Source organism: Mycobacterium sp. Soil_C_30 (genome assembly GCF_057656995.1).
On record NZ_JBDGJH010000007.1, the window covers coordinates 104,912 to 129,506 of the forward strand.

23 protein-coding genes are annotated in these 24,595 nt (G+C 66.2%); 7 read left to right on the forward strand and 16 right to left on the reverse strand.

Going from position 1 to position 24,595, the window contains the following annotated elements; genetic code table 11:
- Positions 1 to 6: 6 nt before the first annotated feature.
- Positions 7 to 1,335 carry an NtaA/DmoA family FMN-dependent monooxygenase gene (locus tag AC3A6P_RS15275; RefSeq protein WP_487692470.1) on the forward strand — a complete coding sequence of 443 codons (1,329 nt, stop codon included), beginning with the start codon at positions 7 to 9 and terminating at the stop codon, positions 1,333 to 1,335.
- A gap of 30 nt (positions 1,336 to 1,365) precedes the next feature.
- Positions 1,366 to 2,898, forward strand: a complete 1,533-nt coding sequence (locus tag AC3A6P_RS15280; protein ID WP_487692471.1) for a rhodanese-like domain-containing protein — start codon at positions 1,366 to 1,368, stop codon at positions 2,896 to 2,898.
- A 68-nt stretch (positions 2,899 to 2,966) separates the two neighbouring features.
- Here the strand turns inward: AC3A6P_RS15280 and AC3A6P_RS15285 are convergent, their stop codons facing one another.
- Both AC3A6P_RS15285 and AC3A6P_RS15290 read right to left on the reverse strand, forming a co-directional pair.
- Positions 2,967 to 4,343 (reverse strand): HNH endonuclease signature motif containing protein, encoded by a 1,377-nt coding sequence (locus AC3A6P_RS15285; protein ID WP_487692472.1) that lies wholly within the window; start codon positions 4,341 to 4,343, stop codon positions 2,967 to 2,969.
- A 93-nt stretch (positions 4,344 to 4,436) separates the two neighbouring features.
- A complete protein-coding gene (locus AC3A6P_RS15290) occupies positions 4,437 to 4,811 on the reverse strand; it encodes a MerR family transcriptional regulator (protein ID WP_487692731.1) in 375 nt (124 codons plus the stop codon).
- Between the two features lie 59 nt (positions 4,812 to 4,870).
- On the opposite strand from AC3A6P_RS15290, the gene AC3A6P_RS15295 reads away from it, so the two are divergent.
- On the forward strand, positions 4,871 to 5,731 hold the full coding sequence (locus AC3A6P_RS15295; protein ID WP_487692473.1) for a polysaccharide deacetylase family protein: 861 nt from the start codon (positions 4,871 to 4,873) through the stop codon (positions 5,729 to 5,731).
- Here AC3A6P_RS15295 and AC3A6P_RS15300 read toward each other — a convergent pair.
- Together AC3A6P_RS15300 and AC3A6P_RS15305 are read right to left on the reverse strand one after the other, a co-directional pair.
- Complete coding sequence (locus AC3A6P_RS15300; RefSeq protein ID WP_487692474.1) at positions 5,721 to 6,539, reverse strand: ABC transporter permease; 819 nt, start codon at positions 6,537 to 6,539, stop codon at positions 5,721 to 5,723. The genes AC3A6P_RS15295 and AC3A6P_RS15300 overlap by 11 nt on opposite strands.
- A complete protein-coding gene (locus tag AC3A6P_RS15305; protein WP_487692475.1) occupies positions 6,536 to 7,288 on the reverse strand; it encodes an ABC transporter ATP-binding protein in 753 nt (250 codons plus the stop codon). The genes AC3A6P_RS15300 and AC3A6P_RS15305 overlap by 4 nt, the downstream gene beginning before the upstream one ends.
- 155 nt (positions 7,289 to 7,443) lie before the next feature.
- Here AC3A6P_RS15305 and AC3A6P_RS15310 point away from each other — a divergent pair, with 155 nt between their 5' ends.
- Positions 7,444 to 8,787, forward strand: coding sequence for an NtaA/DmoA family FMN-dependent monooxygenase (locus AC3A6P_RS15310; RefSeq protein WP_487692476.1), 1,344 nt, complete (start codon positions 7,444 to 7,446; stop codon positions 8,785 to 8,787).
- An 8-nt stretch (positions 8,788 to 8,795) separates the two neighbouring features.
- On the opposite strand, the gene AC3A6P_RS15315 is transcribed toward AC3A6P_RS15310, so the two are convergent.
- Positions 8,796 to 9,899 carry an acyl-CoA dehydrogenase family protein gene (locus AC3A6P_RS15315; RefSeq protein WP_487692477.1) on the reverse strand — a complete coding sequence of 368 codons (1,104 nt, stop codon included), beginning with the start codon at positions 9,897 to 9,899 and terminating at the stop codon, positions 8,796 to 8,798.
- 317 nt (positions 9,900 to 10,216) lie between these two features.
- Here AC3A6P_RS15315 and AC3A6P_RS15320 point away from each other — a divergent pair, with 317 nt between their 5' ends.
- Genes AC3A6P_RS15320 through AC3A6P_RS15330 form a run of 3 tightly spaced genes read left to right on the forward strand, consistent with a single transcriptional unit; the run spans position 10,217 to position 12,955 of the window.
- Positions 10,217 to 11,290, forward strand: a complete 1,074-nt coding sequence (locus AC3A6P_RS15320; RefSeq protein ID WP_487692478.1) for an ABC transporter substrate-binding protein — start codon at positions 10,217 to 10,219, stop codon at positions 11,288 to 11,290.
- Positions 11,287 to 12,138: an ABC transporter ATP-binding protein gene (locus tag AC3A6P_RS15325; protein ID WP_487692479.1), complete on the forward strand. Its 852-nt coding sequence runs from the start codon at positions 11,287 to 11,289 to the stop codon at positions 12,136 to 12,138. The genes AC3A6P_RS15320 and AC3A6P_RS15325 overlap by 4 nt, the downstream gene beginning before the upstream one ends.
- Positions 12,122 to 12,955 (forward strand): ABC transporter permease, encoded by an 834-nt coding sequence (locus tag AC3A6P_RS15330; protein WP_487692480.1) that lies wholly within the window; start codon positions 12,122 to 12,124, stop codon positions 12,953 to 12,955. The genes AC3A6P_RS15325 and AC3A6P_RS15330 overlap by 17 nt, the downstream gene beginning before the upstream one ends.
- 60 nt (positions 12,956 to 13,015) lie before the next feature.
- Here AC3A6P_RS15330 and AC3A6P_RS15335 read toward each other — a convergent pair whose 3' ends face one another.
- The 11 genes from AC3A6P_RS15335 to AC3A6P_RS15385 form a co-directional block, all read right to left on the reverse strand.
- Positions 13,016 to 13,765, reverse strand: coding sequence for an SDR family NAD(P)-dependent oxidoreductase (locus tag AC3A6P_RS15335; protein WP_487692481.1), 750 nt, complete (start codon positions 13,763 to 13,765; stop codon positions 13,016 to 13,018).
- Between the two features lie 27 nt (positions 13,766 to 13,792).
- Positions 13,793 to 15,025, reverse strand: a complete 1,233-nt coding sequence (locus AC3A6P_RS15340; protein WP_487692482.1) for an acyl-CoA dehydrogenase family protein — start codon at positions 15,023 to 15,025, stop codon at positions 13,793 to 13,795.
- 19 nt (positions 15,026 to 15,044) lie between these two features.
- A complete protein-coding gene (locus tag AC3A6P_RS15345; protein WP_487692483.1) occupies positions 15,045 to 15,953 on the reverse strand; it encodes a MetQ/NlpA family ABC transporter substrate-binding protein in 909 nt (302 codons plus the stop codon).
- A 1-nt stretch (position 15,954) separates the two neighbouring features.
- The gene (locus tag AC3A6P_RS15350) at positions 15,955 to 17,532 is read right to left on the reverse strand and encodes a copper resistance CopC/CopD family protein (RefSeq protein WP_487692484.1); all 1,578 of its coding nucleotides are present in this window, start codon (positions 17,530 to 17,532) and stop codon (positions 15,955 to 15,957) included.
- Positions 17,519 to 18,241: a YcnI family copper-binding membrane protein gene (locus AC3A6P_RS15355; RefSeq protein ID WP_487692485.1), complete on the reverse strand. Its 723-nt coding sequence runs from the start codon at positions 18,239 to 18,241 to the stop codon at positions 17,519 to 17,521. Before AC3A6P_RS15355 ends, AC3A6P_RS15350 begins: the two co-directional genes overlap by 14 nt.
- A gap of 5 nt (positions 18,242 to 18,246) precedes the next feature.
- A complete protein-coding gene (locus AC3A6P_RS15360; RefSeq protein WP_487692486.1) occupies positions 18,247 to 19,344 on the reverse strand; it encodes an LLM class flavin-dependent oxidoreductase in 1,098 nt (365 codons plus the stop codon).
- Between the two features lie 12 nt (positions 19,345 to 19,356).
- Positions 19,357 to 20,214 (reverse strand): ABC transporter permease, encoded by an 858-nt coding sequence (locus AC3A6P_RS15365; RefSeq protein WP_487692487.1) that lies wholly within the window; start codon positions 20,212 to 20,214, stop codon positions 19,357 to 19,359.
- Positions 20,201 to 21,061, reverse strand: a complete 861-nt coding sequence (locus AC3A6P_RS15370) for an ABC transporter ATP-binding protein (RefSeq protein WP_487692488.1) — start codon at positions 21,059 to 21,061, stop codon at positions 20,201 to 20,203. The genes AC3A6P_RS15365 and AC3A6P_RS15370 overlap by 14 nt, the downstream gene beginning before the upstream one ends.
- Positions 21,062 to 21,151: 90 nt before the next feature.
- Positions 21,152 to 22,267, reverse strand: a complete 1,116-nt coding sequence (locus AC3A6P_RS15375; protein WP_487692489.1) for an ABC transporter substrate-binding protein — start codon at positions 22,265 to 22,267, stop codon at positions 21,152 to 21,154.
- A 145-nt stretch (positions 22,268 to 22,412) separates the two neighbouring features.
- Positions 22,413 to 23,522: an ABC transporter substrate-binding protein gene (locus tag AC3A6P_RS15380; RefSeq protein WP_487692491.1), complete on the reverse strand. Its 1,110-nt coding sequence runs from the start codon at positions 23,520 to 23,522 to the stop codon at positions 22,413 to 22,415.
- Positions 23,523 to 23,579: 57 nt separating this feature from the next.
- Positions 23,580 to 24,593, reverse strand: a complete 1,014-nt coding sequence (locus tag AC3A6P_RS15385) for a ketopantoate reductase family protein (RefSeq protein ID WP_487692492.1) — start codon at positions 24,591 to 24,593, stop codon at positions 23,580 to 23,582.
- Between the last annotated feature and the right edge of the window lie 2 nt (positions 24,594 to 24,595).

The following is a 24,595-nucleotide window of genomic DNA, read 5'->3' on the forward strand; positions in this document are numbered from 1 at the left end:
ATGCCAGTGACAACCCGACAGCTGCACCTCAACGTCAACGCCAACGCACTGGGACGTGCGCCCGGCGGCTGGCGCCTGCGGGAGGATCCGCTCGGCTTCCTCGATATCGAGGAATGGGAGAACCTCGGCAGGACGGCCGAACGGGGTCTGCTCGACGCGGTGTTCCTCGCCGAGACCTACGGTTTCGGACAGCAGGACTTCACCAAGCCGTGGAACGCCCTCGATCCGTTCATCGTGCTGACCGCCATCGCCCGCGCAACCGCGAACGTCGGCCTGGTGGCGACCGTGTCCTCGACGTACCGCCATCCGTATCACATCGCCCGCCTGGCTTCGTCGCTGGACCTGATCTCCGGTGGTCGGGCGGCTGTCAATGTCGTCACCACGCAGTCCACCCGGGCCGGAGCCCAGTTCGGCCGGGACGCGCACCCGGACCGGGACGTCCGTTATGGGGTTGCCGACGAAGCGATCTCGGTGATCAAGGCTCTGTGGCAGTCGTGGGATCCCGATGCGCTGGTGGGAGACAAGGACTCAGGTGAGCTGACCGACCTGGCGCGGGTGCGTGAGGTGGACTACGCGGGTGAACACCTGCGGATCAACACCTGGTACCAGGTGCCGCGCTCACCTCAGGGCCATCCCGTGGTGCTGCAGGCCGGTGCCTCCGCTCAGGGCATCGATCTGGCGGCCAAACACGCGGATGCGGTGTTCTGCGCCGAACACAGCCTGGCCCAGGGCAAGGAGTTCGCTCGCACGGTGAAGTCCAGAGCCCGCGACGTCTACGGCCGCGACCCCGGCGAGATCCTGATCCTTCCGGGGTTGTGGCCTGTCCTCGGCAGCACCGAGGCCGAGGCGCGCGAGCGTCGCGACCTGTTGGCCGGCCTGAACACCGGGCACGTCGATGCGCTGGCTTCGCTGGCCCATCAGCTCGGTCTGCCGCTGGACAGCCTGGAGTTGGACAAACAACCGCCGTGGGAATTGATCAACGCACCGGACTGGCGGCCCACCAGCTACGGTTTCGCCAACTCCGTGCTGCACACCGCCCGTACCGAGAACCTGACCGTGCGGGATCTGGTAGACCGGCACATCGCCGGCGGCGGGCACCGCATGGTGGTGGGCACACCCGAACAGGTCGCCGACGAGATGGAGGCATTCTTCACCGAGGGCGCTGCGGACGGTTTCAACTTGAACCATGATTTCTACCCCGACGGTCTGGACCTGATCGTCGATCACCTGGTCCCGGAATTACAGCGCCGCGGCATCTTCCGTAAGGAGTACGAATCGGGCACGCTGCGAGGACATCTGGGGCTGCCGTTACCGTTCGACCGCGCGACCGTTTGACCGGCCGCGGCTCACCTGAAGGAGAACACCATGACGCGCCGTATCACCGGTACGGAACTGCTGGGGAAGCTGGCGGGCGACGGGCCGGTGGCGATCCTGGACCTGCGCACACCCACCGACCGGGCGGCCGGGCACATCGCCATCAGTGCCGGGATCTCGTTGCATGAGTTGGAGCAGCGCATCGCCGATCTGGTGCCCTTCGCGGCGACGCCCATCGTGTTGGCGGGTGCGCCCGCCGTCGATGAGCACGGCGCGGTACTGCTGGAACGTATCGGCTACAGCGATGTTTCGGTCCTCGACGATGGGATCGACGGCTGGCGTGCCGCCGGTGGCCGCACGTACACCGGCACCAACGTCCGCAGCAAGACCCTCGGTGAGTGGATCGAGCACACCTATCAGACTCCGACGGTCGAAAGTGCCACTCTCGCGGGGTGGCTGGCTGCCGGCGACGACGTGGTGATCCTCGACAGCCGCACGCCGGCCGAGTACGTCCACCACCACATTCCGGGAGGTCTCAACACCGGCGGCGGTGCGGAGGTCACCTACCGGGCTCTGGAGGCCGTCACCGACCCGGCCACCAAAGTGGTGGTCAACTGCCAGGGCCGGACCCGGGGCATCGTGGGCGCGCAGTCGCTGATCAACACCGGGATTCCGAACCCGGTGTTCTCCCTGCACAACGGAACACCCGCGTGGGAATGGGCGGGCCAGCCGGTCGAGTTCGGCGCCGGAGTCGCACTCGCCGCACCCACAGAGGTGGATCCCCAGCTGCGGCGCTGGGCGAGCCAGACACTGGATGCCGCGGGCGCCACTGTGATCAACCGGGAGCAGGCGCAGGCCTATCTGGACCTCGACAGCAGCACCTATCTGCTCGACGTCCGGTCACGCGCCGAGTATGCGGACGGACACCATGGCGCAGCTGTGTCGGCGCCCGGGGGGCAGTTGGTGCAGGCCACCGACGATTTCATCGCGGTGCGGCGCAGCCGGGTGATCCTGGTGGACACGGGGGATTTCGTGCGCACGGCCAATACTGTTCAGTGGCTACGGTTTCTGCACGACGGGCCGATCTCGGTGCTGCCCTTCGACGCCGCCACCGACCTGGTGCGCCGGCATCAGGTTCGCCTCCCGGTCGACGCGAGTCGCAACATCACCTGGGAGCAGGTGCTGCAGTGGCGCCAGGACGGGTCGGTGCAAGTGGTCGACGTTCGTGCGTCGAGCCGCTACGCCGCCGGTCATGTGGCCGGATCCGTCCATGCGCGGCGTGAACATCTCGGCGGGCTGGTGGCTCGCCATGGCCGGGTGGTGCTGATCGGCGACAATGACTTCGCCGCCGAGCATCTGGCCGATGATCACGACGGCGTGTGGGTTGTCGACGGTGGAATCGATTCTGTGAGTGAGGGTCTGGTGACCGCCGATGCGGATTATGCCGGGCCGGTCGTGGACCATACCGGCGCACCGGAGTTCGGTCCCGAGCGTGATGCCTGGTACACCGCCTACTTCGAGTGGGAGCTGTCGTTGCTCGGCGAATCGAAGGGCGACCCGTTCTTCGACTTCGACGCGCGCTGACCTGCGGGCAGCCTCGTGCCGGCCGCTGACGTGTGTTGCCGGCGGCCGGCTTTGAGCTCACCCTCGGGTTAGGGATCGTCGGGGGCGAGGATCCGGTCGGGGTGGTGATACACGTTCACGCGGGACTGTCCGCAGTCCAGTTCCGGGGGCGGAATCCATTCGGTGACGCCGTCCTCAGGTCGGTTGCGGGTGGTCCAACCGGTGGTTTCGACCATCCGGTTATCCGGCCCGCAGGCCAGGGTGAGATCTTCGATATTGGTTTCGCCGCCGTCTTTCCAATCGCGGTTGGCGTGATGGACCTGGCAGCGGTACCCGCTGGCGGTGCATCCGGGCATGGTGCAACCACCGTGTTGGGCCAGCAGCATGATCCGCTGTCCGCGGGAGGCGGTCCGGCGGGCCCGACCCAGGTGCAACGGCACCCCTTTGCCGTCAAACAGTGCCAGGTAGTGGTAGGCGTGGGAGGCCAGCCGGATGACCTCGGGCATCGGGATCAGCGTGCCGTCGGCGGTCAGGCCGTGCCCGACGCCTTTTTCCAGGTCGGTCAGAGTCGCTTTGACGATGATGGTGACGGGCAGGCCGTTGTGGTGGCCGAGGTCACCGGAGGACAGCAGCGCCCGGCCCATCGCCAGCAGCGCATCGTGATTGCGTTGCCCTTGGGTGCGGGCATCGGTGCGAGCTTTTTCGGCGTCGGGCTCGCCGTCGACCTGCGGGGTTTCGTCGGCGGGGTTGCACATGCCTGGGGCCGCCAGTTTGGCGTGCGCGGCGTGCAGGGTGGCCGCGCATTCCGGGGTGAGCCTCCCGTGCACCGGAACGTTGCCGTCGGCGTCCTGCTTGCCGATGGTGAAATACCGGCCGGCCTGGCGGTCGACATCGCTGTACTCGCCGTCCTGATTCAACAGGTACTTCAGCCGGTCGGCGACTTCGGTGAAGCCGTCGACATCCAGGGTCGAGGCGTGGCGGGCCAGGTCAACTTCGGCGGCCTCACGGGCCGAGAAATCCACCGATGCCGGGAGTTTCTTGAAGAACGCCTTGACCTTCGCCACATGCTCCGGACCGATCAGGCCGTGGGCCTGGGCGGCGGCGATGTTCGGCAACGCCGGCTCCAACGGTTCGCCGGTCAGTGCGGTGCGCGGGCCCAGCAGGGTGGCGGTGTTGAGGCGTCGGGCGGCTTCGCTGTCACTGATCCGCAGCCGGGCCGCCAGGACCTTTTTGAAGCTGGTGGAGCCCAACTGTTTCGGCGTGCTTTCAACGGTTAGGCGTTGGTACACCTTGTGATCCAGGGTGGGCTGCATCCAGGTGACGGTTTCGCGGCGCTGCTGCAGCTCCAATAATTCCAGCGGGGTGAACGCGTCGATCGACAACGAGTTCATCTGCGCGGTCAAGACCTCGATCTGCGCCTGGGCAGCCAGCATCGCCTCCTTGTCGGCGACCGCTGAAGAACCCATACCCCGAAGCTAGACCCAGCCTCTGACAAGAACGCCCCGTTTGTGACTGCTGATACTCAAGTGGCACAGGGGGTTTGATGCCGCAACGGTACGCTAGCGGGTCGGCTGATTCTCCGGCGACGCCGCGGCGATGACGTCGTCCAAGACGGCCCGCGAAGTGGTCAGGGCCTGTATCTGCGCATCGAGGCGGTGGCGCTCCTTGACCAGTGCCTCGACGAGCAGCGGTGTCGACGATTCCGCGGGGCCACCGTCGGCATCACGCATACACGGCAGCAGTTCGGCGATGGTGCGACTGTTCAGGCCGGCCGCGAACAGTTCCTGGATGTGCACCACCCGGTCGACGGCGAATTCGGGATACTCACGCTGCCCACGGGGAGTGCGGGTGGGAATCAGCAGGCCCCGTTCCTCGTAGTAGCGCAGCGACCGTTCGCTGACGCCGGTCCGCGCGGACAGCTCACCGATTCGCATACTCACCGTTATACCGCGGCTTGACCCTCACACCGATGTGAGGTCTTACGGTTCGCAGCATGACTTCAGAGACGTTGCCACCCTTCACCTACAGCCCCATTGTCGACCGGGCGCCGCTGCAGTGGCCGCATGATGCGGCCGTCGCTGTCTACGTGGGGCTCAACGTGGAGCATTTTGTGGCGGATCTGCCGTCTACCAGCATCTGGCCGGGCACCGCGGACTTGCGGCCCGACCCGTTGAACCACGGCTGGCGCGACTACGGCGCCCGAGTTGGCATCTGGCGCACCATCGGCGCGCTCGATGAGTTCGGACTGCGCGCCAGCACCCTGCTCAATTCCGATGTGGTGACGGCCTATCCGCAGATCCTGGAGGCGGGTCTGCAACGCGACTGGGCGTGGCTGGCGCATGGGCAGACCAACTCGCGGCTGCACACCGGTCACCGGGTGGACGACGAACGCCGCATCCTCTCGGAGATCGCCGAGACCATCACCTCGGCGACGGGACGTCGCCCGCTGGGCTGGATGGGGCCGGGGCTGACCGAAACGCACCACACGCCACGGCTGTTGGCCGAGTTGGGGTTTCAGTACTTGCTCGACTGGACCAACGACGACCAGCCCTACCGCTTGACCGTTCCGGGCATGCTCAGCGTGCCGTACTCCGTGGAGCTCAACGACCTGCTGCTGTTCGGAAAGGGATTGACTGGGCCGGATTTCGTCCAGATGGTCAAGGATCAGTACCAGCAACTGCGGGCCGAGGGTGGCCGGGTGCTGGCGCTGGCCCTGCATCCCTTCGTCATCGGACAACCATTCCGGCACCGATATCTCGTCGAGGCGCTCGGCTACCTGGCCGCACAACCGGACGCATGGCTGACCACCAGCGACGACATCGCCGCGCACTACGCGGCCACCGTCAGGGTTTGAGCCGGTTCCCGGTGCGGAACTTGTGGGCCAGGAAGCCACCGATGACGGCGGCGGCGCCGACGACCACCAGCAGGGCGAGCGAGGCCGAGATGTCCGCTTCGCCCACCATGCCATGGCGCAGTGCCTGCACCGCGTAGAAGACCGGATTGACGTAACTCAGCGACCGCCATGCCGGTGCCAGATCGTGCACGGAGTAGAACACCCCGCCCAGGAAACACAGGGGTTGCACGATCAGCACCTGGATGGCGGCCACGTGCTCCTGGGTCTGGTTGTACATCGCCGCGACCATCCCGGCCTGCGCCGACAGCAGCAGGACCGCGGCACCCGCGACGATCAGATACCCCGGGCGGGCGATGTGGGAGCCGGTCAACGGCATGGCGATGGCCAGGATCGCCGCCGAGATCAGGACACCGCGCACAATCGAGCCGAGCACCAACGCGAGGTTGATCTCCCACCACCGCAGGGGACTCGCGAGCACAGCGTTGATGAAGCGGTCCTTGCGCGCCTCGAACAGTGACGCGGAGCCCTGGATGTAACCCGCGGTGACCACCGCCAGCACCACCAGGCCGGGCAGGATGAACTGGCTGTAGGGGATGCCGCGGACCGCGTCGATGCGGCTGCCCAGCGCCAGCCCGAAGACGAAGACGAACAGCAGTGCGGCCAGCACCTGACCGGCGACTGTGTAATACCAGACTTTCATGTAGCGGACGATCTCGCGCTGCAGCAGCCACGTGAAGGCGGGTCGCTGGGCTCGGTACGGCCGGTCATAGGGGGTCAAAGGCGCAGTGCGAAGCCAGTTCTCGGTCACCACGTCACCTCCGCAGGTGGGCTGGCCATCGCCCGGGTGTACACCTCGGTGAGGTCGGCGGCGCCGAACGCCGCACGCAGTGCCGCGGCGCTGTCGCGCGAGATCACCTGACCCGCGCGGATTAACGCGATCTCGTCGCACAACGCTTCGGCCTCTTCCAGATAGTGGGTGGTGAGCAGGATGGTGTGGCCACCGCGGTGCAGGTCGCGCATGTAACCCCACAGATCGGCCCGCAGTTCCACATCGACTCCCGCGGTGGGCTCGTCGAGAATCAACAGCCGCGGGCGATTGATCAACGCGCGGGCCACCAGGAGCCGCCGTTGCATGCCGCCGGAGAGCTGGTTGGGCCGTTGCCGCGCTTTGTCGGCCAGACCGAGCAGTTCCAGCAGTTCGTCTGCGCGCCTGCGGGCTTCGCGGCGACCGAGGCCGTGGTAGCCGGCGTGATAGATCAGCACCTCCACGTTGGTGAGGAACCGGTCGAGGTTGACCTCCTGCTCGGCCAGGCCCACCAGCGAGCGTGCGGTGCGGGAATCATGCGGGTGCCCGAACACCCGGATCTCGCCGGCCGTGGGACGCAACAGGTTGCACGTCGCCGAGATTAGGGTGGACTTGCCGGCGCCATTGGGGCCGAGCAGCCCGAAGAACGCGCCATCAGGGATGTCGAGATCCAAGCCGTGGAGCGCGGTGAAACCTGACGGGTACGTTTTGCGCAGGCCGCGGACGGTCAGCGCGCTCGGTGCCGATGGCACAGCGAAACCACCTCCAATTCATCCCGGGTGACGGTACCGGCTACCGGCACGCTGATTGTTAAGCGGGCACAACCGATTCCCGTAGCGCGACCCGGTTGTTCGGCCGACACCCGCGGGCCAGAATCGCCGGAACACTTCTTCGATCGAGGAGTCCCATGGCGCCACGGCGTGAGTATTTGAACCTTGTGCTGTTCGACCGGCCCAGCGGTTGGGCCGACAAGCAGGCGGCGTACGGGTCCACACCGGGTTCGGCGTTCGCGCGGATCGCCGATTTCGCCCAGCAGGCCGAACGTGCCAGGTTGGACGCCTTTTTCAAGGCCGATTTCCTGGGCTTCGACAAGAACAACATCATCAACGACCCCAGCCTCCTGGGTGAGCCGTTGGCGGTGACCGCGGCGCTGTCGTCGGTCACCGAGCGGATTGGGCTGGTGGTGACCGCGTCCACGTCCTTCTTCGAGCCCTACAACGTGGCTCGCCAGATCGCCACGTTGCACAACGTCAGCGGGGGACGTGCCGGGTGGAACGCCGTCACCTCGTTCAACGGTGAGGTGAACTTCGGGCCGAACATCCTGTTCGCCCCGACCGAGCGTTACACGCGGGCAACCGAATTCATCGAGGTTGTGGTCAAACTCTGGAACAGTTGGCAACCCGATGCCCTGACCTTCACCGATGGTGCGGCCCCCAGCGTGAACGCTGATCGCATCCACGACATCGAGCACGTGGGCAGGTACTACGCGGTGGAGCAGGCACTCGACGTGTCCCGCCTGGTCGATGATCTGCCCGTGGTGTTCCAGGCCGGGGCGTCGGAAGAAGGTATCCGGTTCGCGGCCCGGTTCGGTGAGGCGGTGTTCGTCGCCACCCCGGATCTGACGCACGCCCGCGCGTACTACGACAGCGTCAAGGCGCTGGTGGCCGACCAAGGCAGACATCCTGATTCACTGCGTGTACTCCCCGGGGTGCGCACCTATATCGCCGACACCGAAGCGCAGGCGTGGGACGAGTATCGCGAGGTGTTCAACGAACCGGACTACTACCAAGCCCGCCGCACCTTCGTGAAACGCGAGGCGCCCTCCCTTATCCTGGACGATCTGGAACTCGATGACGTGATTCCGGCCGAGCGGATACCGAGCCGGGAGTTGATGGCCACCAATCATCGCCGGGTGAGCCGGGGACTGTTGTTACGCGACCTCGTCACCGAGACCGAGGGCATCACCGTCCGGCAGTTCCTGCAACGGATCCGGGGTAGTGGGCACCTGGATGTGGTGGGCACCGCCGAGCAGGTGGCGGAGGTTTTCGCGGAGTGGTTCACCGTCCGTGCGTCTGACGGTTTCACCCTGCACGGCGGTAATTCGTTCGACCGGTTCACCGGCGAAGTGATCCCGCTACTGCAGGACAAGGGGCTGGTCCGGCGGGAGTACGAAGGGCAGACGCTGCGCCAGAATCTCGGCCTCGAGCCGTATCACCTGGCGCGGCGCCGTTCCTCGCTTCACGCGGTCTGACACGGCCCTCAGCGGGCGTAGGTCGCGAGTTGAGTCGATCGCACGATCGGCGCAAGCCCACGCACCTGGAGGAACTGCGCCGCGCGGGCTCGAATCTGGGCCATGTCATCGCGAAGCAGTCCGGCGCCTCCGCGGGCCACTACGGCTGCTGTGGTGGCGCGCACCGCGATCTCGTTGAGCACTGCGCGCCAATCCGGGTCGGTGAGGGGAGTGGCCACGGCGGTCTCGAGTTCGTCGGCGATGGCCAGCAGGGACGGATCAGCTGGATGTAGGCGAAGGGCATCGTCGAGTGCCGCCCGGGCCAGACCGTAGGCACCGACCGGAGGCAGGGCCGGCAGTTCAGCCGGATCGAGGTCGGTGTTGAGTTCGCGCGCACGCTGGAGTTCAGGGCGCACCGAACCGTCCTTGGCCTTCCACTCGTGAACCGGGATCACGGCCGTGACGAACTCGTCGCGCAGGAGGTACCCGTCCAGAGTCAGTGCGGCGGTACGAGATCCGTACACCGCGGCCAACGGCAGCACTTCGCCGGTGATGCTCGGGTGATGGGTGTCGCCGATGCCGAACACGTAGGTCTCGGATCGTTCGTCGACGGCGCCGAGCCAGATCACATCGGTCAGGCCCCAGCCCGAATGCCACCCGATCACGCCGTCGATCCGGTAGCCACCGGCCACCCTGGTGGCCACGGTGCCTTGTCGCTGTGGCCATGACCGCAGATGTCCCATGCCGGCGCCGCCCAGGAGTTCACCCGCTGCCAGGTGTGGCAGCAACGCCAGGGTCGCGGGCGTGCCGGCCTTGAGGGCGGGAAGAACGGGGGCGTCGTGCTGGGTGACGATGGTGGCCGTGGACGGGCAGGCGCCGAACAGCAGTTCGTTGGCCGCGCTCTTCACCTGCTCGGGAATCTTTTTCCCGCCGTACTGAACGGGCACGAACCAGCCGAAATACCCGACAGCGCCGAGGGCTTGGATATGTGAGCGCGGCACGGCGGTCCGATCGATCTCCACTGCCTGCGGTGCGATGACGTCGGCGACCACGCGGGCGAATTCGAGGTAGGCCGGATGTGTCCTCGGATCCGGCCGGCCCGCCGCGAGACCGGACTCAGCAGTGGCGTTCATGGTCATCAGATTTCCTCCTGAAAGGCCCAACGTTTGTATTCATGATTGGCGCCACAATTGCCGAGAACATGTAGTTGGCGCTAAACAGTTCGGGTACCGGAAATGGGGCAATTCATCTGCGAATCAAGGAGTCTCGCTCGGCTTCGCTCATGGTGAGTATATCCGTGGGTAACGATGGGCAATGGGTTTAAGTTCTCGATCAGCTGACCGTCAGTTCCACCGGAATCGATTCCGAATGGGCACGGTTACCAACGCTTTGTGAAATGGGGAAAATCATGGGTTGGAAAACACATCGAAGGCTTTCGAGCCTGTTGGCGGTGCCCTTACTGGCGGCACCGGTCCTGCTGGCCGGGTGCAGTGGTGGCAGTGGTGGCGACGACGGGGTGGTGACCTTCCGATTCGCCAAGTCGACGACGGAGCTGTCACTGGTCCGGATCGCCGATGAGTTGGGGTATTTCGACGACGCCGGGGTACGCCCGGAATACGTGGGCCCTGCCACTGCGGTACCGGCGGTGCAGCTGCTCGATCAGGGCGCCATCGACATCGCCACCGGCATGTTCAACAACGACATCGACGGCAAGGTGAAGGGCTTCAAGTTCACCGCCATCGCTTCGAGCATGCTCGATCTGCCGGATAAACCGCACATGGCCTACTTCACCAAAGCGGGTTCGGACATCACCAACGACAATCTGAAAGCCATCGAGGGCAAGACAATAGGCCTCAACGGCAACAACAGCTGCACGGATCTGGTGATCAAACGGTATCTGAAGAAAAACGGTGTGGACCTGTCCACGGTGAAGTTCCTGGAACTCAAGCCAGAGCTCATCGCGCCGGCCATCGAGCGCGGTGAAGTGGACCTCGGCGTCTTCCATCCGCCGCTGGTGGGCGTGCTGCTCAGCCAACCGGACAAGTTCACCCAGGCCTTCACCTCCTACGAGGACTGGGGTCCGCTGGGCGGCCAGGCGCCGTACGTCGCCAGCAACGCCTGGCTGCAGGAACATCCGGAGGCGGCGCGTGAACTCGTCGGCATCATCGCCAAGACGGCGAACTGGGCCAACGCCCACCCGAAGGAGTCCGCGGAGATCGCCGGCAAGACAACCGGATACCCCGTCGAACAGACCACCAACTGGCATTACGCCCCGAATGCGCTGTTGGACAAGGAGAGCCTGCAGTTGTGGTGGGACCTGGTCGCAGAGGTCGGCACCCCGCTGCCCGGCTCGGAGAACCTCAAGCCCGAGGACATCGCCACCAACGCGTTCAACCCGTTTGCCACTTCCGCCGACCTGTTGGAGTCGCAGAAGCAGAACACCGCGATCCTCAGCGAGGAGCAGAACGACGGAGTGTTCCAGACCGATCTCGTGCACATCGACGGTATCGGGGAGCAGAAGTGACCGCCGGTCTGAGCGGGCGCGTCGAGCAGGAGACGCAGGCGCACACCGGCCGCCCGACCATCCAGGCCAGGCGGGTCACCAAGCTGTATCCGAAGCCGGGCTCGAAGTCGGCCAAGGACGCCACCGCGGTGCTCGACGGATTCAGCCTCCAGATCAACACCGGTGAATTCGTCTCCCTGCTGGGTCCCAGCGGCTGCGGGAAATCCACGTTCTTGAACATCCTTGCGGGACTGGACACCTACAACGGTGGGGCCGTGCTGGTGGACGGTAAACGTGTCGAGGGCGTCAACAAGAAGATCGGCGTCGTCTTCCAGGGGTACGCACTGTTCCCCTGGCTCACCGCACAGAAGAACGTCGAGGCCGGGCTCAAGATCCGTGGTGTCCCCAAACCCGAGCGCAAGCAGCGGGCCGCCCAGGTGCTGCAGACGGTGGGGCTGGAGGCCGCGGCCAACCGCTACCCGCACCAACTCTCGGGTGGTATGCGGCAACGCGTCGCGATCGCCCGCGTCCTGGCGTACGAGCCGGAGGTGCTGGTGTTCGATGAACCCTTTGCCGCACTCGATGCTCAGACTCGCGAGTTCCTGCAGGGTGAGCTGCTGCGCATCTGGGAAGCCGGTGAGACCAAGAAAACGATCCTGTTCGTCACGCACTCCATCGACGAGGCGATCTTCCTGTCCGACCGGATCGCGGTGATGACCCGGGCGCCCGGCCGGGTGAAAGAACTCATCGAGGTGGAGCTGCCGCGGCCCAGGGACAGCCATGCCAGGAACTCGGAGGAGTTCGCACACATCAGGTCCCGGGTGGCCGACGTTCTCGAAAGTGAGGTGCGCCTTGGCAATCTCAGTTGAGGACGAGGTCGACGAGGATCTGACGCCCCCCAAGGGGCCCAACCCGCTGCTCGCCAAGTACGGCAGGGTGATCTTCGGCGCCATCGGCCTGGCCGGGTTCCTGTTCATCTGGTGGCTGGCGGTGGCCAGCGGCTATGTCAGCGATCTCTACCTCGCGACGCCGCAAGCGACCTTCTCGGCGTTCGTCGAGGGGCTGATCGACGGCACCCTGCGTTCGGAGATCTGGCCCAGCGTGCAACGGGCCTTGATCGGGTTCTCGATCGCGCTCGTCACCGGTATCGCGCTGGGCATCTTCGTCGGATCCTTCCGGATCTTCCAGACGCTGGCCGAGCCGGTGTTGTTGTTCTTCCGCAACCTGTCTCTGCTGGCGTTGCTGCCCGTGTTCGTCGTGTTCCTGGGCATCGGTGAGCAGTCGAAGGTCGCCATCGTGGTGTGGGCGTGCTTCTGGCCGATCTTCGTCAACGCGGTGGGTGCGGTCGGGGGAGTGGAACGGCTACTGCTGAACTCGGCCCGGGCGCTGGGGGCCGGACGGTGGTACACGTTCGTTCACGTGGTACTCCCCGCAGCCATTCCGTCGATCTTCCCCGGCATCCGGTTGGCCGCAGCCAACGCGTTCACCGCACTGGTGGCCGCGGAATTGGTCGGCGGCGCACAGGGTATCGGGATCTACATCAACAATGCCGCGCTGAGGTATCAGACCCCGCAGATGTACGCGGGCATCCTGGCCCTCGGTCTGATCGGAATCCTGGTCAACGCCATCATGACCGGAGTCGAGTGGCGGGTCACCAAATGGCAGCGGGGATTGACCAGCAGGTGACAGACACGAAACTCACCCGAAATCCTCGCATTTCGGGTGAGTTTCGTGTCCGCCGCGGGCTCAGTAGTTCACCGTGCCGAGCAGCCCGCCGCCGGCCGCCACCGCATCGCCGGTGATGCTGACGCTGCGGGGTGAGGCCAGGAAAGCCACCACGTCGGCGACCTCGGTGGCATCGACCACCCGGCCGATGGCGTTGTTGGCGGGCTGGCCCTCCCAGCTCTTGGTCTCGGTGCGGGTCTGCCCCGGGTGCACCACGGTGACATTGACGCCGTGCGGGCCGAGTTCGTCGGCCAGGTTCTTGGTCAGCGCTGCCACACTCACGTTACGGATACTGCGCACGATCGAATGTGTCTGCCGGTAGCCCAAGCCGCTGACGTTGATGATCCGTCCCCAGCCCTGGGCAACCAGATGCGGGGCGACGGCCCGGGCGGTGCGCAGATAGCCGACCACCTTGACGTTCACGTCGCCCCAGAACGCCTCGTCGGTGGTACCGGCCAGGTCGGGGAAACCCGCCCCGATGCTCTGGTTGGAGGCGTTGTTGACCAGGATGTCGATACCGCCGAGCTCCTCGACGGCCCTGGCCACCAACGCCTTCACCGATTCGTCGTCACCGGTGTCGGTGACCACCGCGACGGCGCGGCGGCCGCTGCGTTCGGCCACTTCGGCGGCCGCCTTCTCCAGGGCCTCCTGCCCCCGGGCGGCAAGCACCACGTCCACGCCCTCTGCGGCCAACGCGTGTGCGATCGCCAGGCCGATGCCCTTGCTGCCGCCGGTGATGATCGCGCGCTTGCCGGTCAGTTGCAGATCCACTGTCTCTCCTTCGATTCGTTCACCGGGTCAGAAGAACGCGCCGTTGGGCAATGCCGCCCCGGTGATCTCGTGGGCGCCGATCGCCCTGGCTTTGTAGGTCTTCGGGTTGTGCGCCGACAGGGTACGGATGTTGCGCCAGTGCCGGTCCAGGTGGGAGCTCTGTCGCGCCGCGGTGCCGCCGCCCACGTCGAACAGGTCACCGGCGGCGCGCAGCGCGATCTCGTCCACCACCACTTTGGCTTTCGCGGCGCGCAGGGCGGCTTGCAGGGACAGCTCGGCTTCGTCGGCGCTGCCGTGCGCGGCGTACGCCTTCGAGAGTGACTCGGCGGCCGTGAGCACCAGGGCCTCGGCGGTGAAGGCCTGGCTGGACAGCTGACCGACCGTCTGCTGCAGAATCGGGTCATCAACCGGCTGATCGGAGGCGGCGTGGTAGAACGTGCGCTGTTTCGCGCGCACCAGTGCGGCGGCGTCACGGGTGACCCGGCGCAGGATGCCCGCGATCACCGCCGTCAGGAACAGCTGTGGGAACGTCGCCGAGTACGGCAACTCGCCGTAATACGCACCCGTGCTCAAGAACTCGGACTCGTCGACGGCGACATTTTCGAAGCGGGTGGTGCCGCTGCCGGTGAAGCGCTGACCGATCCCGTCCCAGTCCCGCTCGAGGGTCACCCCGTCACGGTCGGCGGGCACCACCACCCGGACAGGTTTCCCGTCGGGCCCGGTGGCGCCCACCACAAGGTAGTTGGCGTACAGGTTGCCGGTGCTGTAGAACTTCTCGCCGGACAGCCGTAAACCGTCCGGTCCGGTAGTGACGGTGGTCTCGAACTGCTGGTCGCGCCGGCCCGCCTGTTTGCGACTCAATTCCGTGGAAGCCAGCCCGAACAGCTTGCCTGCGCGCACCTGGTCGAGCCAGCGGCTGTCGGTGGTGTCGCTGCGACGCAACAGTGTCTCGGTGAAGTTCAGATGGTTTCGGATGCTGTGTGCGACGTTGGGGTCGACCTCACCGAGCGCGATCACCGTCGCGAAGAGCTCGGTCAACGTGGCACCACCACCACCGCCATCCACCGGTAGGCGCAGCGCGCCGAGCCGAGACTGGCGTAGCACCTCGAACTCGTCGAACGGGTGCCGGTTCTCGCGGTCGCGGTCCACCACGCCGGCGTCGATGTAGGCGAGCAGCTGCGCCAGCTCAGGGGATCCGTACGATACCGGTTTGTCGAAAACTGGTGTCGACGACGTTGTTTCGGCTTCGGTGATGGTCATGGTGTTACTTCCTCACTGATCAGGGTTGAAAGGGCACGTGGGCGGAGATGAACTTGCCCTGGTAGGTCGTCGCCAGATAGTCGGCCACCTCCTTGCTCTCCAGCGCGTGCGCAAGCTCGGAGACCCGCGGATCGCCCGCCAGCCGGGACGGTGCCACCAGCACCCGCGCGTAGGGGTTGCCCGGGCCGGGTTCGATGGCCAGGGCGTCGCGCGCCGGCACCAGGCCGATGGCGGTCGCGGTGGTCGGGTCGAGCACCACCGCGTCGTAGTTCTGGTAGATGTCCTCGGCGTATTCGTCGAAGTCGAGGCCCCGGATATCCAGATGGCGTTGTGATTCCAGCACGTTGGCCTGCCCGATCGAGAGATCGGCGACCGTCACCCCACCGAACGGCCGGTCCAGTTTCGTCAGGTCGACCGTCTGCAACAGGTAGAGGGCACGGGCGAAACCCGCTGCAGTCTGCGGAACGGCGACGATGGCGCCGTGCGGCAGGCTGTGCCCGGTGACCTTGTCCTCGACCAGCCCGGCGTTCACCCAGTCCTCTGTGGGCGCAACGTCTTTCCACCTCGACGAGTACAGCGCATACGGCGCGACATCGACCTTGGACACCACGCTCAGCGTGTCGAGCCCGTTGGCCTCCTGGTTGCCCAGGAACGCGGGCTGGGTTTGGAAGAAGGCCAGATCGGCCTTCTGGTCGACCACCTGCCGATTGGCATCCGCTGCGGCATCGGTCAACTCGAGCGTCACACCGGGCGCCAGCTTCTGCTCGGCCACGAACTCGAGGACGTCGCGATAGCCCTCACCGCCGACCTGGATCCGTAACACCCCGGCCGAACCCGCACCCTCGGAGTAGGTGACCGGGACCTCGTTCGAGCACGCGGTCGCCGCCACCACCAGCAACAGGGTCGCGATGATGTGTGTCAGTTTCATCTCAGAGCACCTCGTAGTAGAACGACGCCAGTCTCGGCGGACCGCCATCGGCGAAACGCACCGTCACCTTCCATTGGCCTGCCGCCGGCACGATCAGGCCCTCACTGCGCCAGCTCGGGGCGGCCCCGTCCGACGGCGCCGGGGTCATGCGCACCGGCAGCCGCGCCACATTCGCGGCGGCCGAGGACAGTTCGACACCCACCTCGGTATTCGGGTCCGCGCCGGAGATGGTCACCACCTGAGCGCCGCGCCGGACCGTGTTGATGTCGACGTCCAGGACCTCGGAACCGCCGAAATCCAGTCGGGTCGCGACGGTGGTGGTGTAGCTGTCCTTCGCCGGTGTCAGCGACGACAGCGAGGACGTCACCACGATGACCGCCAGCGCCGCCACCGCTTCGGCCCACACCACCCGGCGGCCGGCGCCGGAGCTCCGGCGCAGCGCCCGGTAGGCCGCGTAGCCGGCCGCCGCGGTGGCGGCGACCAGCACCACCTTCACCACCAGGGTCAGCCCGTACGACGTGGTGGCCAGTGCATTGACCGGCCGTACCTGCAGCACGCCCAGGATGGTCCCGGCCAGCACCACCAGCCCGACGTGCAGCACGGCCACCCGGTGCCAACGACCGAGTTGCGGAACGTTTCTCGTCACCACCAGGAGGACCGCGAGCCCGCCGAGCCACACCGCGATGGCGTAGACATGCAACACTGTGGCGACCAGTGGCAGCGGCCAGAACTCGGTGGCGGCGCCGTGCCCGCCCAGGCTCACGGCCGTCACCGCTGCCAGCGCATGCACACTTGCCAGTGGTGCTGTCGCAGCGGCGGTCCGCGCCGCTGAAACCGCACAGACCACACTGAAACCGGTGGCGACCAGCAGGGTGATCCCGAACGGGGTGCCGGCAATGGTGCTCACCGATGTCCACGATGCGTTGCCCAGCCCGCCGGCCTGCTCGGCCACCAGAACGGCGAAGCGGCCCAGGAGCCCAACAACGAAAAGCGCCAACCCGATTCGGTACACCACCCGGAACCGTCGGGAGGCAGCCACGCCGGGAAACGCCCAGCGAACGGCCAGAAACAGCCCGGCCGACAGGATGAGCCCGAGATAGCTCACCGCTTTGATCGGCAGCAGCGTCGTGCGGTCCACCACCGCGCCACCACCGTCCAGTGCGCCCCAGTCGCCCTGGGCAGCCACCTCGCCCACCGTGAAACGGATCGACAGCGACACCACGTGCGTGTCGGCTGACACCACCCGGGCCGTCGCCAGGTACGCGCCGTCAGGCAACGCCTCCTGCAGCTCGAGGACGATGCGCCGGTGCGCGTCCTCGAGGCGCGGCGGTGCCAGCGGATAGCGCGCGCCGTCGGCGTCGATGAGTTGTGTGGATCCCTCGACCAGGGACACCGCTTCGCTGAGATCGAAGGTGAGTGACGCGGGCGAGGCGTCCAACGGCGCCCCGTCGGCGGGGACACTGGAGACCACCGTGGCGTGTGCGTTCGCCGGCGCCGCGGTGCCGACCAGCCCTGCCAACGCCACCACCATCACCAGCCACCCCGAGATCGCGCAGCGCAGCGCGTTACGAGCCGGCACCACGGGTACGGCGCAGCACCAGGGCCAGTGCCGCGGCAGTGCCGAGTGCGATGACCAGACTCACCGCCGATGTGGCCCGCCACCACCAGGATTCACCCTGCGCCGGGGCTGCGGCGGCGTGGGACTCGGCCGTATCGTGGTCGGCCAGAGGTGTGGCCGCGGCGGCCGGAGCGTTGTGGCCGTGTCCCTGTTCGGGAGCGCCGAGCGTGACCACCGGCGCGGGATACTCCGGTTCGGTGGCGGTGTCGAGCGCGATCTCGTTCCAGGACACCGTTGATCCGTCGCTGTAGGCCTGATCCGACAACAACGCCACGGTGTCGACGTCCTCGGGCCAGGGTCCCGCGGAAAAGGTGAACTGGCCGAATTCCTTGGGCTTGACCCCATTCGCCGGATCGACGGCCCGCCAGACGATGCGGGCCACCCGCTCGCTGTCACCGGCGGGTTCGGTTTCGACGGCCGCGGTCCACCCGGGAATGGGCAGTGTCCGGGCGGCCAGCAGATCGACGCCGTCAGGAATCGTCACGGTCAGCCCGACGGTCGAGGCATCGGCGGATTCGGTGGGCACCGTCAGCCGGACGATGCCGTATCCGCCTTTGGCGGGCGGTTGGCTCTGGTCCACACTCACGTGTGCGGCCGCCGAACCGGCGTTGGCCAGCGTGCCGAGCCCCAATAGTGCCGTGGCGGCAAGCAGAGTGAGATGTCTGCGCATGGTGGCTAGTCCCAGTTCTCGGCGATCAGCCGGTAGGAGGTGGTGCGATCTTCTGGTGAGTAGACGATGGTGCTGATCAGCAGTTCGTCGGCGGACACACTGTCGGTCAGGGCACGAAGCCGATCGACGACGTAGCCGGGATCGCCGGCATAGCTCAGCGCACGCGAATCGGCGAACTTCGGGTTGTCCGGCACCACGAAACCGGCGTCGGTGGGCGGTTCCGACGGCAGGTAGGCGCCCCGCAGACGCAGACTGGCCAGCGTGCGCAGGAACGTCTCTTCCAGGCGGCGGCCCTGTGCGGTGGTCTCTGCGGCGATGGCGTGCGCCGACACCCCGACGTACGGGGAGTGCAGACGCTTCGACGGTTGGAAGTTCTCGCGGTAGCGCCGCACCGTTGCCACGATGTCGTTCTTGACGCTGTGCGCATTGACGTACAACGGCAGGCCGAACTTCGCCGCGATGGTTGCGCTGTAGCCGGATTCGCCACCGAAGACCGCCAGTCCCAGGTCCTCCTGATAAGCCGGGGACACCCGGTACTCCTCACCACCGACCACCGCCACCGGGCGCTCCAGATGGTTGAGGATCTCCCGGATCCGCGACTCGTCGTCGGGAACGGTCAAGGGTGCACTGGACAGGTAACCGAGCAACTCGAACAGGAAATCCGAACCACCCGCAGGCACCTCGACGTCACGTTCCTGGGTGCCGGGCACCGCGGTGACCGCCGCCAGTACCTCGCTGATCTCCCGGTACGGTGCCGTGCGCCCGTAACCCTGTTTGGACCGCCCCAGGCCCAGCACCACACGACCCGGTGCCACTGCCGCCAGCGACCCGAACTCCTCCGCCACCTCGAGGCTGGTGTGGAACGGCAGCACCGTGGCTGCCGAGCCGAGTTTGATCCGCGAGGTGGCGCCGATGGCCAGCGCGATCAGGATCGCCGGCGCCGAGGACGCGCGGCCCTGGTCGAGGTGGTGTTCGGCGAACCAATAGGCGCCATACCCCAGCCCTTCCACCTCGCGGGCCAGGGCGACACTGCTGTTGATCGCGTCACCGGCGCTGCTGCCGCGGGGGATGGGCACCTGGTCGAGTACCGACAGGGAGGTCACGGTGTGTCCGATCTATTTGCTGGTGATACCGAGTTGCCAAGCGGTGACACGCTTTTCGACGGCCGCAAGGATGAGGTTGAGCGTCACGCCGATGATGCCGAGCACCACGATTCCCGAGTACATCGACGGGATCTGGTAACCCTCCTGGCTCGAGCGGATGTAGATGCCGATGCCCTCGGTGGCGCCGAGATACTCCGCGGCCACCAGTGCGGTGAACGAGTACGACGCGGCCAACCGGATACCCGGGAAGATGTTGGGGATCGAGGCGGGCAGAACCACCCTGGTGAAGATGTAGAGCCGTCCTGCACCGAGGGTGCGGGCCGCGTTGACCAGGATCTTCTCGACGCCCTTCACGGCGTTGACGGTGCTGATGAACACCGGCCAGAACGCCGCCCAGGTGACGATGGCGACCTTCGACTCCTCACCGATCCCGAAGAACAGCAGAAACACCGGGAACAGCGCCAGGATGGACAGGCTCCTGAAGAACAGCAGAAGCGGGTCGAAAGCCTTCTCCAACACCCGGATCGAGCCCACCAGGATGCCCAGGATCACGCCGAGGCTGGAGCCGATCAGGAATCCGGACAGGCCGCGGCGCAAGCTGGGCCACACCTGTTCACGCAGATCGCCGCCGCTGGACAGGCCCTCGATGAGCTGGCCGAAGACCACCTGCGGCGGGGAGAGGAACTTCGGGTCCAGGACGCCGGTGGCGGTGGCCAGCCACCAGGCGAACAGGAAACCCGCCACCCCGACGACGCCGTAGAGGTACTTGTCGTATTTGGCCAGGCGGGCGCGCCACAGCGGGGGAGGCTGTTTCGGCGGCGGGCCGACGGTTTCGGCGCGGGTTACCGGAGCCGGTTCAGTTGTTACCAACTTCGACCTCCTCTTTGAGGATCTGTGCCACCTGGCCGCGGATGCGGCCGAACTCGGCGCTGGCGCGTGAGTCGTCGTTGCGGGGGCGGGGCAAGTTCACATCGATCAGGGACTTGACCCGTCCGGGCCGTTTGGTCATCACCGCGATCCGGTCGGACAGGAAGATGGCCTCGTCGATCGAATGTGTCACGAAGACAACAGTTTTCTTGGATGTGCCGGGGTTCTTCGACGTGCCCGATTCCCAGATCCGCAGCAGCTCGTTCTGCAGGAACTCGCGGGTCTGGGCGTCCAGGGCCGCGAACGGTTCGTCGAGCACCAGCACATCGGGGTCATAGGCCAGCGACCGCGCGATCGCCACCCGTTGCCGCATACCGCCGGACAGCCGGTGTGGCAGGTGGTGGGCGAAGCTCTCCAGGCCGACCGTCTTGAGGATTCGCTCGGAGGTGGCCTTGCGTTCGTCGGCGGGTACCGAGCGGACCTTCAGACCCACTTCCACGTTCTTCTGCACCGAAAGCCAGGGGAACAGGGCGTAACTCTGGAACACCACTCCGACGTTCTTGCTGACACCGCGTATTTCGGCGCCGTCGAGCAGCAGTGCGCCTCCGTCATAGGTCTCGAGGCCGGCCAGGATGTTCAGGAAGGTGGACTTGCCGCAGCCGCTGGGACCCAGTAGCGCAAGGAATTCACCTTCCCGGATGTCGAGGTCGAAACCTCGTAACACCTCGGTGATCCCGCTCTTGACGCCCTTGCCGACGTGTGGGTATTCCTTGTGCAGGTTCTGCGCGCGGATCTTGACCGCCTGCCCGGCCGCATCGGCGCTCAGATCGTCGATCACCGGTTGAGTCATGTCTGTGCTCCTTGTCGTCCGACATGTGATGACGGGTGGCGCGGGCCCCTCCTGCACCGCGCCACCCGCCTCGCCAGGTGCTCTTCGGCGTCAGATCTCGCCGTCGGTGAGCACCTCGGTGTTATCCGCCTGCGACTTGATCAGCGCAGGGGATTTGGCATACGGGTTGTACTCATTGGTGGCGATGTCTCCGGGCTTCAGCGCGGCTTCCTCGGGGGTCAGCGTGCCGACACGCTCGGCCAGGCCCCACCAGAACCCGGTCTGTTCCTCATCGAGGATCAGGTTGTTGGCGTAATAGTGCTTGGTCACCTGCTCCTTGGGCAGACCGGTCAAGCGCGCGACGGTCTCCCGGTACTCCTCGGGGTGGGCGTTGGCCCAGTTGGCCACCTTGCCCAGGATCCCGATGAACTCCCGGGTCTGCTCGGGGTACTTGCGAATGAACTTGCCGCTGGCACTGATGGGCGCGAGGCCGCCGTCCTCACCGGAATTGTCGTAGTCGGAGAACGCCACCCTCAGCGCCGGATCGGTGCGCAGCACCCCGTTGAGCGGTGGATGGATGACCGCCAGGTCCACTTCCCCCTGCTCCAATGCTTGGGGCATCTGACTCTCGGACTGGGTCAGGAACTTGACTTTGGTGATGTCGACGTCGTTCTTGACCAGGTAGTCCTTCAGGATGAACTCGGCGCAGCCCTTCAGCGAGTTCAGCGAGACCGTCTTGCCCTCCAGCTGTTTGAGATTGGAGCCGTTCAGGTCGGAGTCCGAGCGCACGAAGTACTCCATGTGCGGCTCGTCCTGGGTGGTGTAGGTCCGCGATGCGATGACCTTCAGGTCAACTCCGGCGGCGACGGCCGACAGCGAACGGTTGAACATGAACGACGCGAACGTGATGTCGCCGGTGCCCAGCAGCGCTGGGATCTGCCCGGAATCGACCGCACCGAGATACTCCGGCCGGATACTTGCGTTGTCCCACAGCCCGAACTCGTCGGCGAGCTTCACCAGCGACGGCGCTTTCGGGTCCTCCGACCACTTGAAGTAGACGGGATTGTTGGGATCGGCCGGTACCACTTCCTCGGAGCCGGCCGCGTCGGCCGACTCGTTGGACGAGCACCCCACGAACGTGGTGGCGGCCAGAGTCGCCACCACCAGTGCCACCGACGCACGGCGGAAGCGATTGCGCACCTTGGGATGCGCTGTGGAGATGGTCATGAGTACCTTCCCTGGCGGTCAGAGCTGAGGTGGATTTGTTAGGCTCAACGGTGAGCGAGAGCTGCCGGACGACAAAGCAATTCCGGCTACCGGATCAGTTAAGTTCTGCTACGAAGTTTCGTTGTCAACCAGTGCGTTTCGAGAATCAGATCTCGGTGTCGGTGAGCACTTCGGTGTTGTCGGCCTGAGAGTCGATCAGAGCCGGAGACTTGGCGTACGGGTTGTACTCATTGGTGGCCACGTCTTCGGGTTCGAGGGCCGCTTCCTCGGAAGTCAGCGTGCCCACCCGGTCGGCCAGGCCCCACCAGAATCCGGTCTGCTCCTTGTCCAGGATCAGGTTGTTGGTGAAGTAGTACTTGGTGATCTGTTCCTTGGGCAGACCCGTCAGCCGGGCCACGATGTCGCGGTACTCCTCCGGGTGGGCGTTGGCCCAGTTGGCCGTTTTGCCCAGTACCCCGACGAACGCGCGGGTCTGTTCGGGGTACTTGCGGATGAACGCCCCGCTGGCGCTGATGGGTGCCAGTCCACCCTCGCTGCCGGCGTTGTCGTAGTCGGAGAACGCCACTTTGACCGCCGGGTCGGTACGCAGCACCCCGTTCAGCGGCGGGTGGATCACCGCCAGGTCGATGTCACCCTGCTGCAGTGACTGCGGCAGCAATGTCTCGGCTTGCGTCAGGAACTTGACCTTGGTGATGTCGACGCCGTTCTTGACCAGATAGTCCTTGAGGATGAACTCCGCGCAGCCCTTCAGTGACGACAGGCCGACGGTCTTGCCTTCGAGCTGGTCGAGGTTCGACTCGTTGAGGTCGGAGTCCTCACGTACGAAGTACTCCATGTGCGGCTCGTCCTCGGTGGTGTAGGTCCAGGACGAGATCACCTTCAAGTCCACTCCGGCGGCCACCGCGGACAGTGCCCGGTTGAACATGAAGCCGGCGAAGGTGACCTCGCCGTTGCCCAGCAGCGCGGGCACTTGACCCGAATCGATGTCGCCGAGGAATTCCGGTGTGACACCGCTGCCTTCCCACAGGCCCAGCTCGTCGGCGATCTTCACCAACGACGGGGCGGTCTTGCTTTCCACCCACTTGAAGGTCACCGGGTTGGCGGGATCGAGCGGCACCACGTCGCCGGCATCCACAGGCGCGGCGGTGTCGGCTGACGAGCAGCCGACGAAGGTCGTCACGGCCATCGCCGCAGCCAGCAGTGTGATGGCGGCGCGGCCGAAACGGTTGTGGGCCTTGCTCTGTGGTCTGCGCATGGGATCATGGTCGGGCTTGCACGCAGTCGCGACAAGCGGTCTGCGCTACAGGATTCTTTAAGTTGCGCTACTGATTGCCGCTTGGGCGTCCGGCAGACCGGACAGGGCCTCGGCGGCATCGAGTGAGCGCGGTTCGTTGCCACCGCGCGCGTGCTCGGTGGTGACGCGCTGCAGGTACTCGTTGACGGGGGCCCGCAGACCCAGCAGCCGGGCCTGCAACACGATTTCCCCATTGAGCCAGTCGATTTCGACATCGGTGTGACCACGGGTGATGCTCTGCCAGGTGGAGCCGTAGTACTCGTCGCGCAGCTTCCCGCTCAGCAGTTCGCCGCGACGGGCACGGTCCTGCGCTGCCGTGATGAACGCGATGCCGGCCCGAGTGAGGATCTGCTCTGCTTCGCGGCGGGCGCGGGCCGTGAGCTCGTCGGCGGCCGCGCCGGGCTGGAACGCGGCGGTCACGCCGTTGCCCAGGTTGGCGATCAACTTGCGGTGCTTCCAGGCCATGATGTCGTCGCGCACCTCCGAGGAGAACTGCGCGGCCCGCAGTGTCGAGGCCAGCTCCTCGGCCAAGGGGTCGCGCCCGCGCGGATACCGTCCGATGTCCAGGATCCCGGCCACCGGATGGCTCTGCTGGATCACCACTCCGGGTTCCAGGTGGGCGGCAGGCATCGCCACGGTCACCCCGTAGACATCGGCGAATCTGCGCAGGATCGCCGCCTCGTTCGCGACGCCGTTCTGAACGGCGAACACCGGGGTGCCTGTGGGGGCGTGCGCGGCGAGATCGTCGAGCGCCGCTGCGGTTTGGTGACTCTTGACGGCGAGCAGGACCGCTGGTGCGGTACTCCAGTCGACGTCGCCGGCATCACGGGCGGCCGGCAGGTCGATGACGGTCGAATCCTGCTGTGTCACGAGCCGGAGGCCGCGGCTGCGGATCGCCTCGAGGTGCTCACCCCGCGCCACCGCGGTGACCCCGACGCCGGCCAACCGCAGCCGGGCGGCGATCACACCGCCGATGGCGCCCGCTCCGTAGACGACCACCGGGCGACTGGTCGGCGTGGATCCGTCGGTCATGG

Bases quoted from the DNA above. Each gene is read 5' to 3' on its own strand.
- AC3A6P_RS15380 (WP_487692491.1), bottom strand. From the start codon at position 23,522: ATGCGCAGACCACAGAGCAAGGCCCACAACCGTTTCGGCCGCGCCGCC.
- AC3A6P_RS15295 (WP_487692473.1), top strand. From the start codon at position 4,871: ATGACTTCAGAGACGTTGCCACCCTTCACCTACAGCCCCATTGTCGAC.
- AC3A6P_RS15280 (WP_487692471.1), top strand. From the start codon at position 1,366: ATGACGCGCCGTATCACCGGTACGGAACTGCTGGGGAAGCTGGCGGGC.
- AC3A6P_RS15285 (WP_487692472.1), bottom strand. From the start codon at position 4,343: ATGGGTTCTTCAGCGGTCGCCGACAAGGAGGCGATGCTGGCTGCCCAG.
- AC3A6P_RS15345 (WP_487692483.1), bottom strand. From the start codon at position 15,953: ATGAAACTGACACACATCATCGCGACCCTGTTGCTGGTGGTGGCGGCG.
- AC3A6P_RS15375 (WP_487692489.1), bottom strand. From the start codon at position 22,267: ATGACCATCTCCACAGCGCATCCCAAGGTGCGCAATCGCTTCCGCCGT.
- AC3A6P_RS15385 (WP_487692492.1), bottom strand. From the start codon at position 24,593: ATGACCGACGGATCCACGCCGACCAGTCGCCCGGTGGTCGTCTACGGA.
- AC3A6P_RS15370 (WP_487692488.1), bottom strand. From the start codon at position 21,061: ATGACTCAACCGGTGATCGACGATCTGAGCGCCGATGCGGCCGGGCAG.
- AC3A6P_RS15315 (WP_487692477.1), bottom strand. From the start codon at position 9,899: ATGAACGCCACTGCTGAGTCCGGTCTCGCGGCGGGCCGGCCGGATCCG.
- AC3A6P_RS15355 (WP_487692485.1), bottom strand. From the start codon at position 18,241: ATGCGCAGACATCTCACTCTGCTTGCCGCCACGGCACTATTGGGGCTC.
- AC3A6P_RS15290 (WP_487692731.1), bottom strand. From the start codon at position 4,811: ATGCGAATCGGTGAGCTGTCCGCGCGGACCGGCGTCAGCGAACGGTCG.
- AC3A6P_RS15340 (WP_487692482.1), bottom strand. From the start codon at position 15,025: ATGACCATCACCGAAGCCGAAACAACGTCGTCGACACCAGTTTTCGAC.
- AC3A6P_RS15310 (WP_487692476.1), top strand. From the start codon at position 7,444: ATGGCGCCACGGCGTGAGTATTTGAACCTTGTGCTGTTCGACCGGCCC.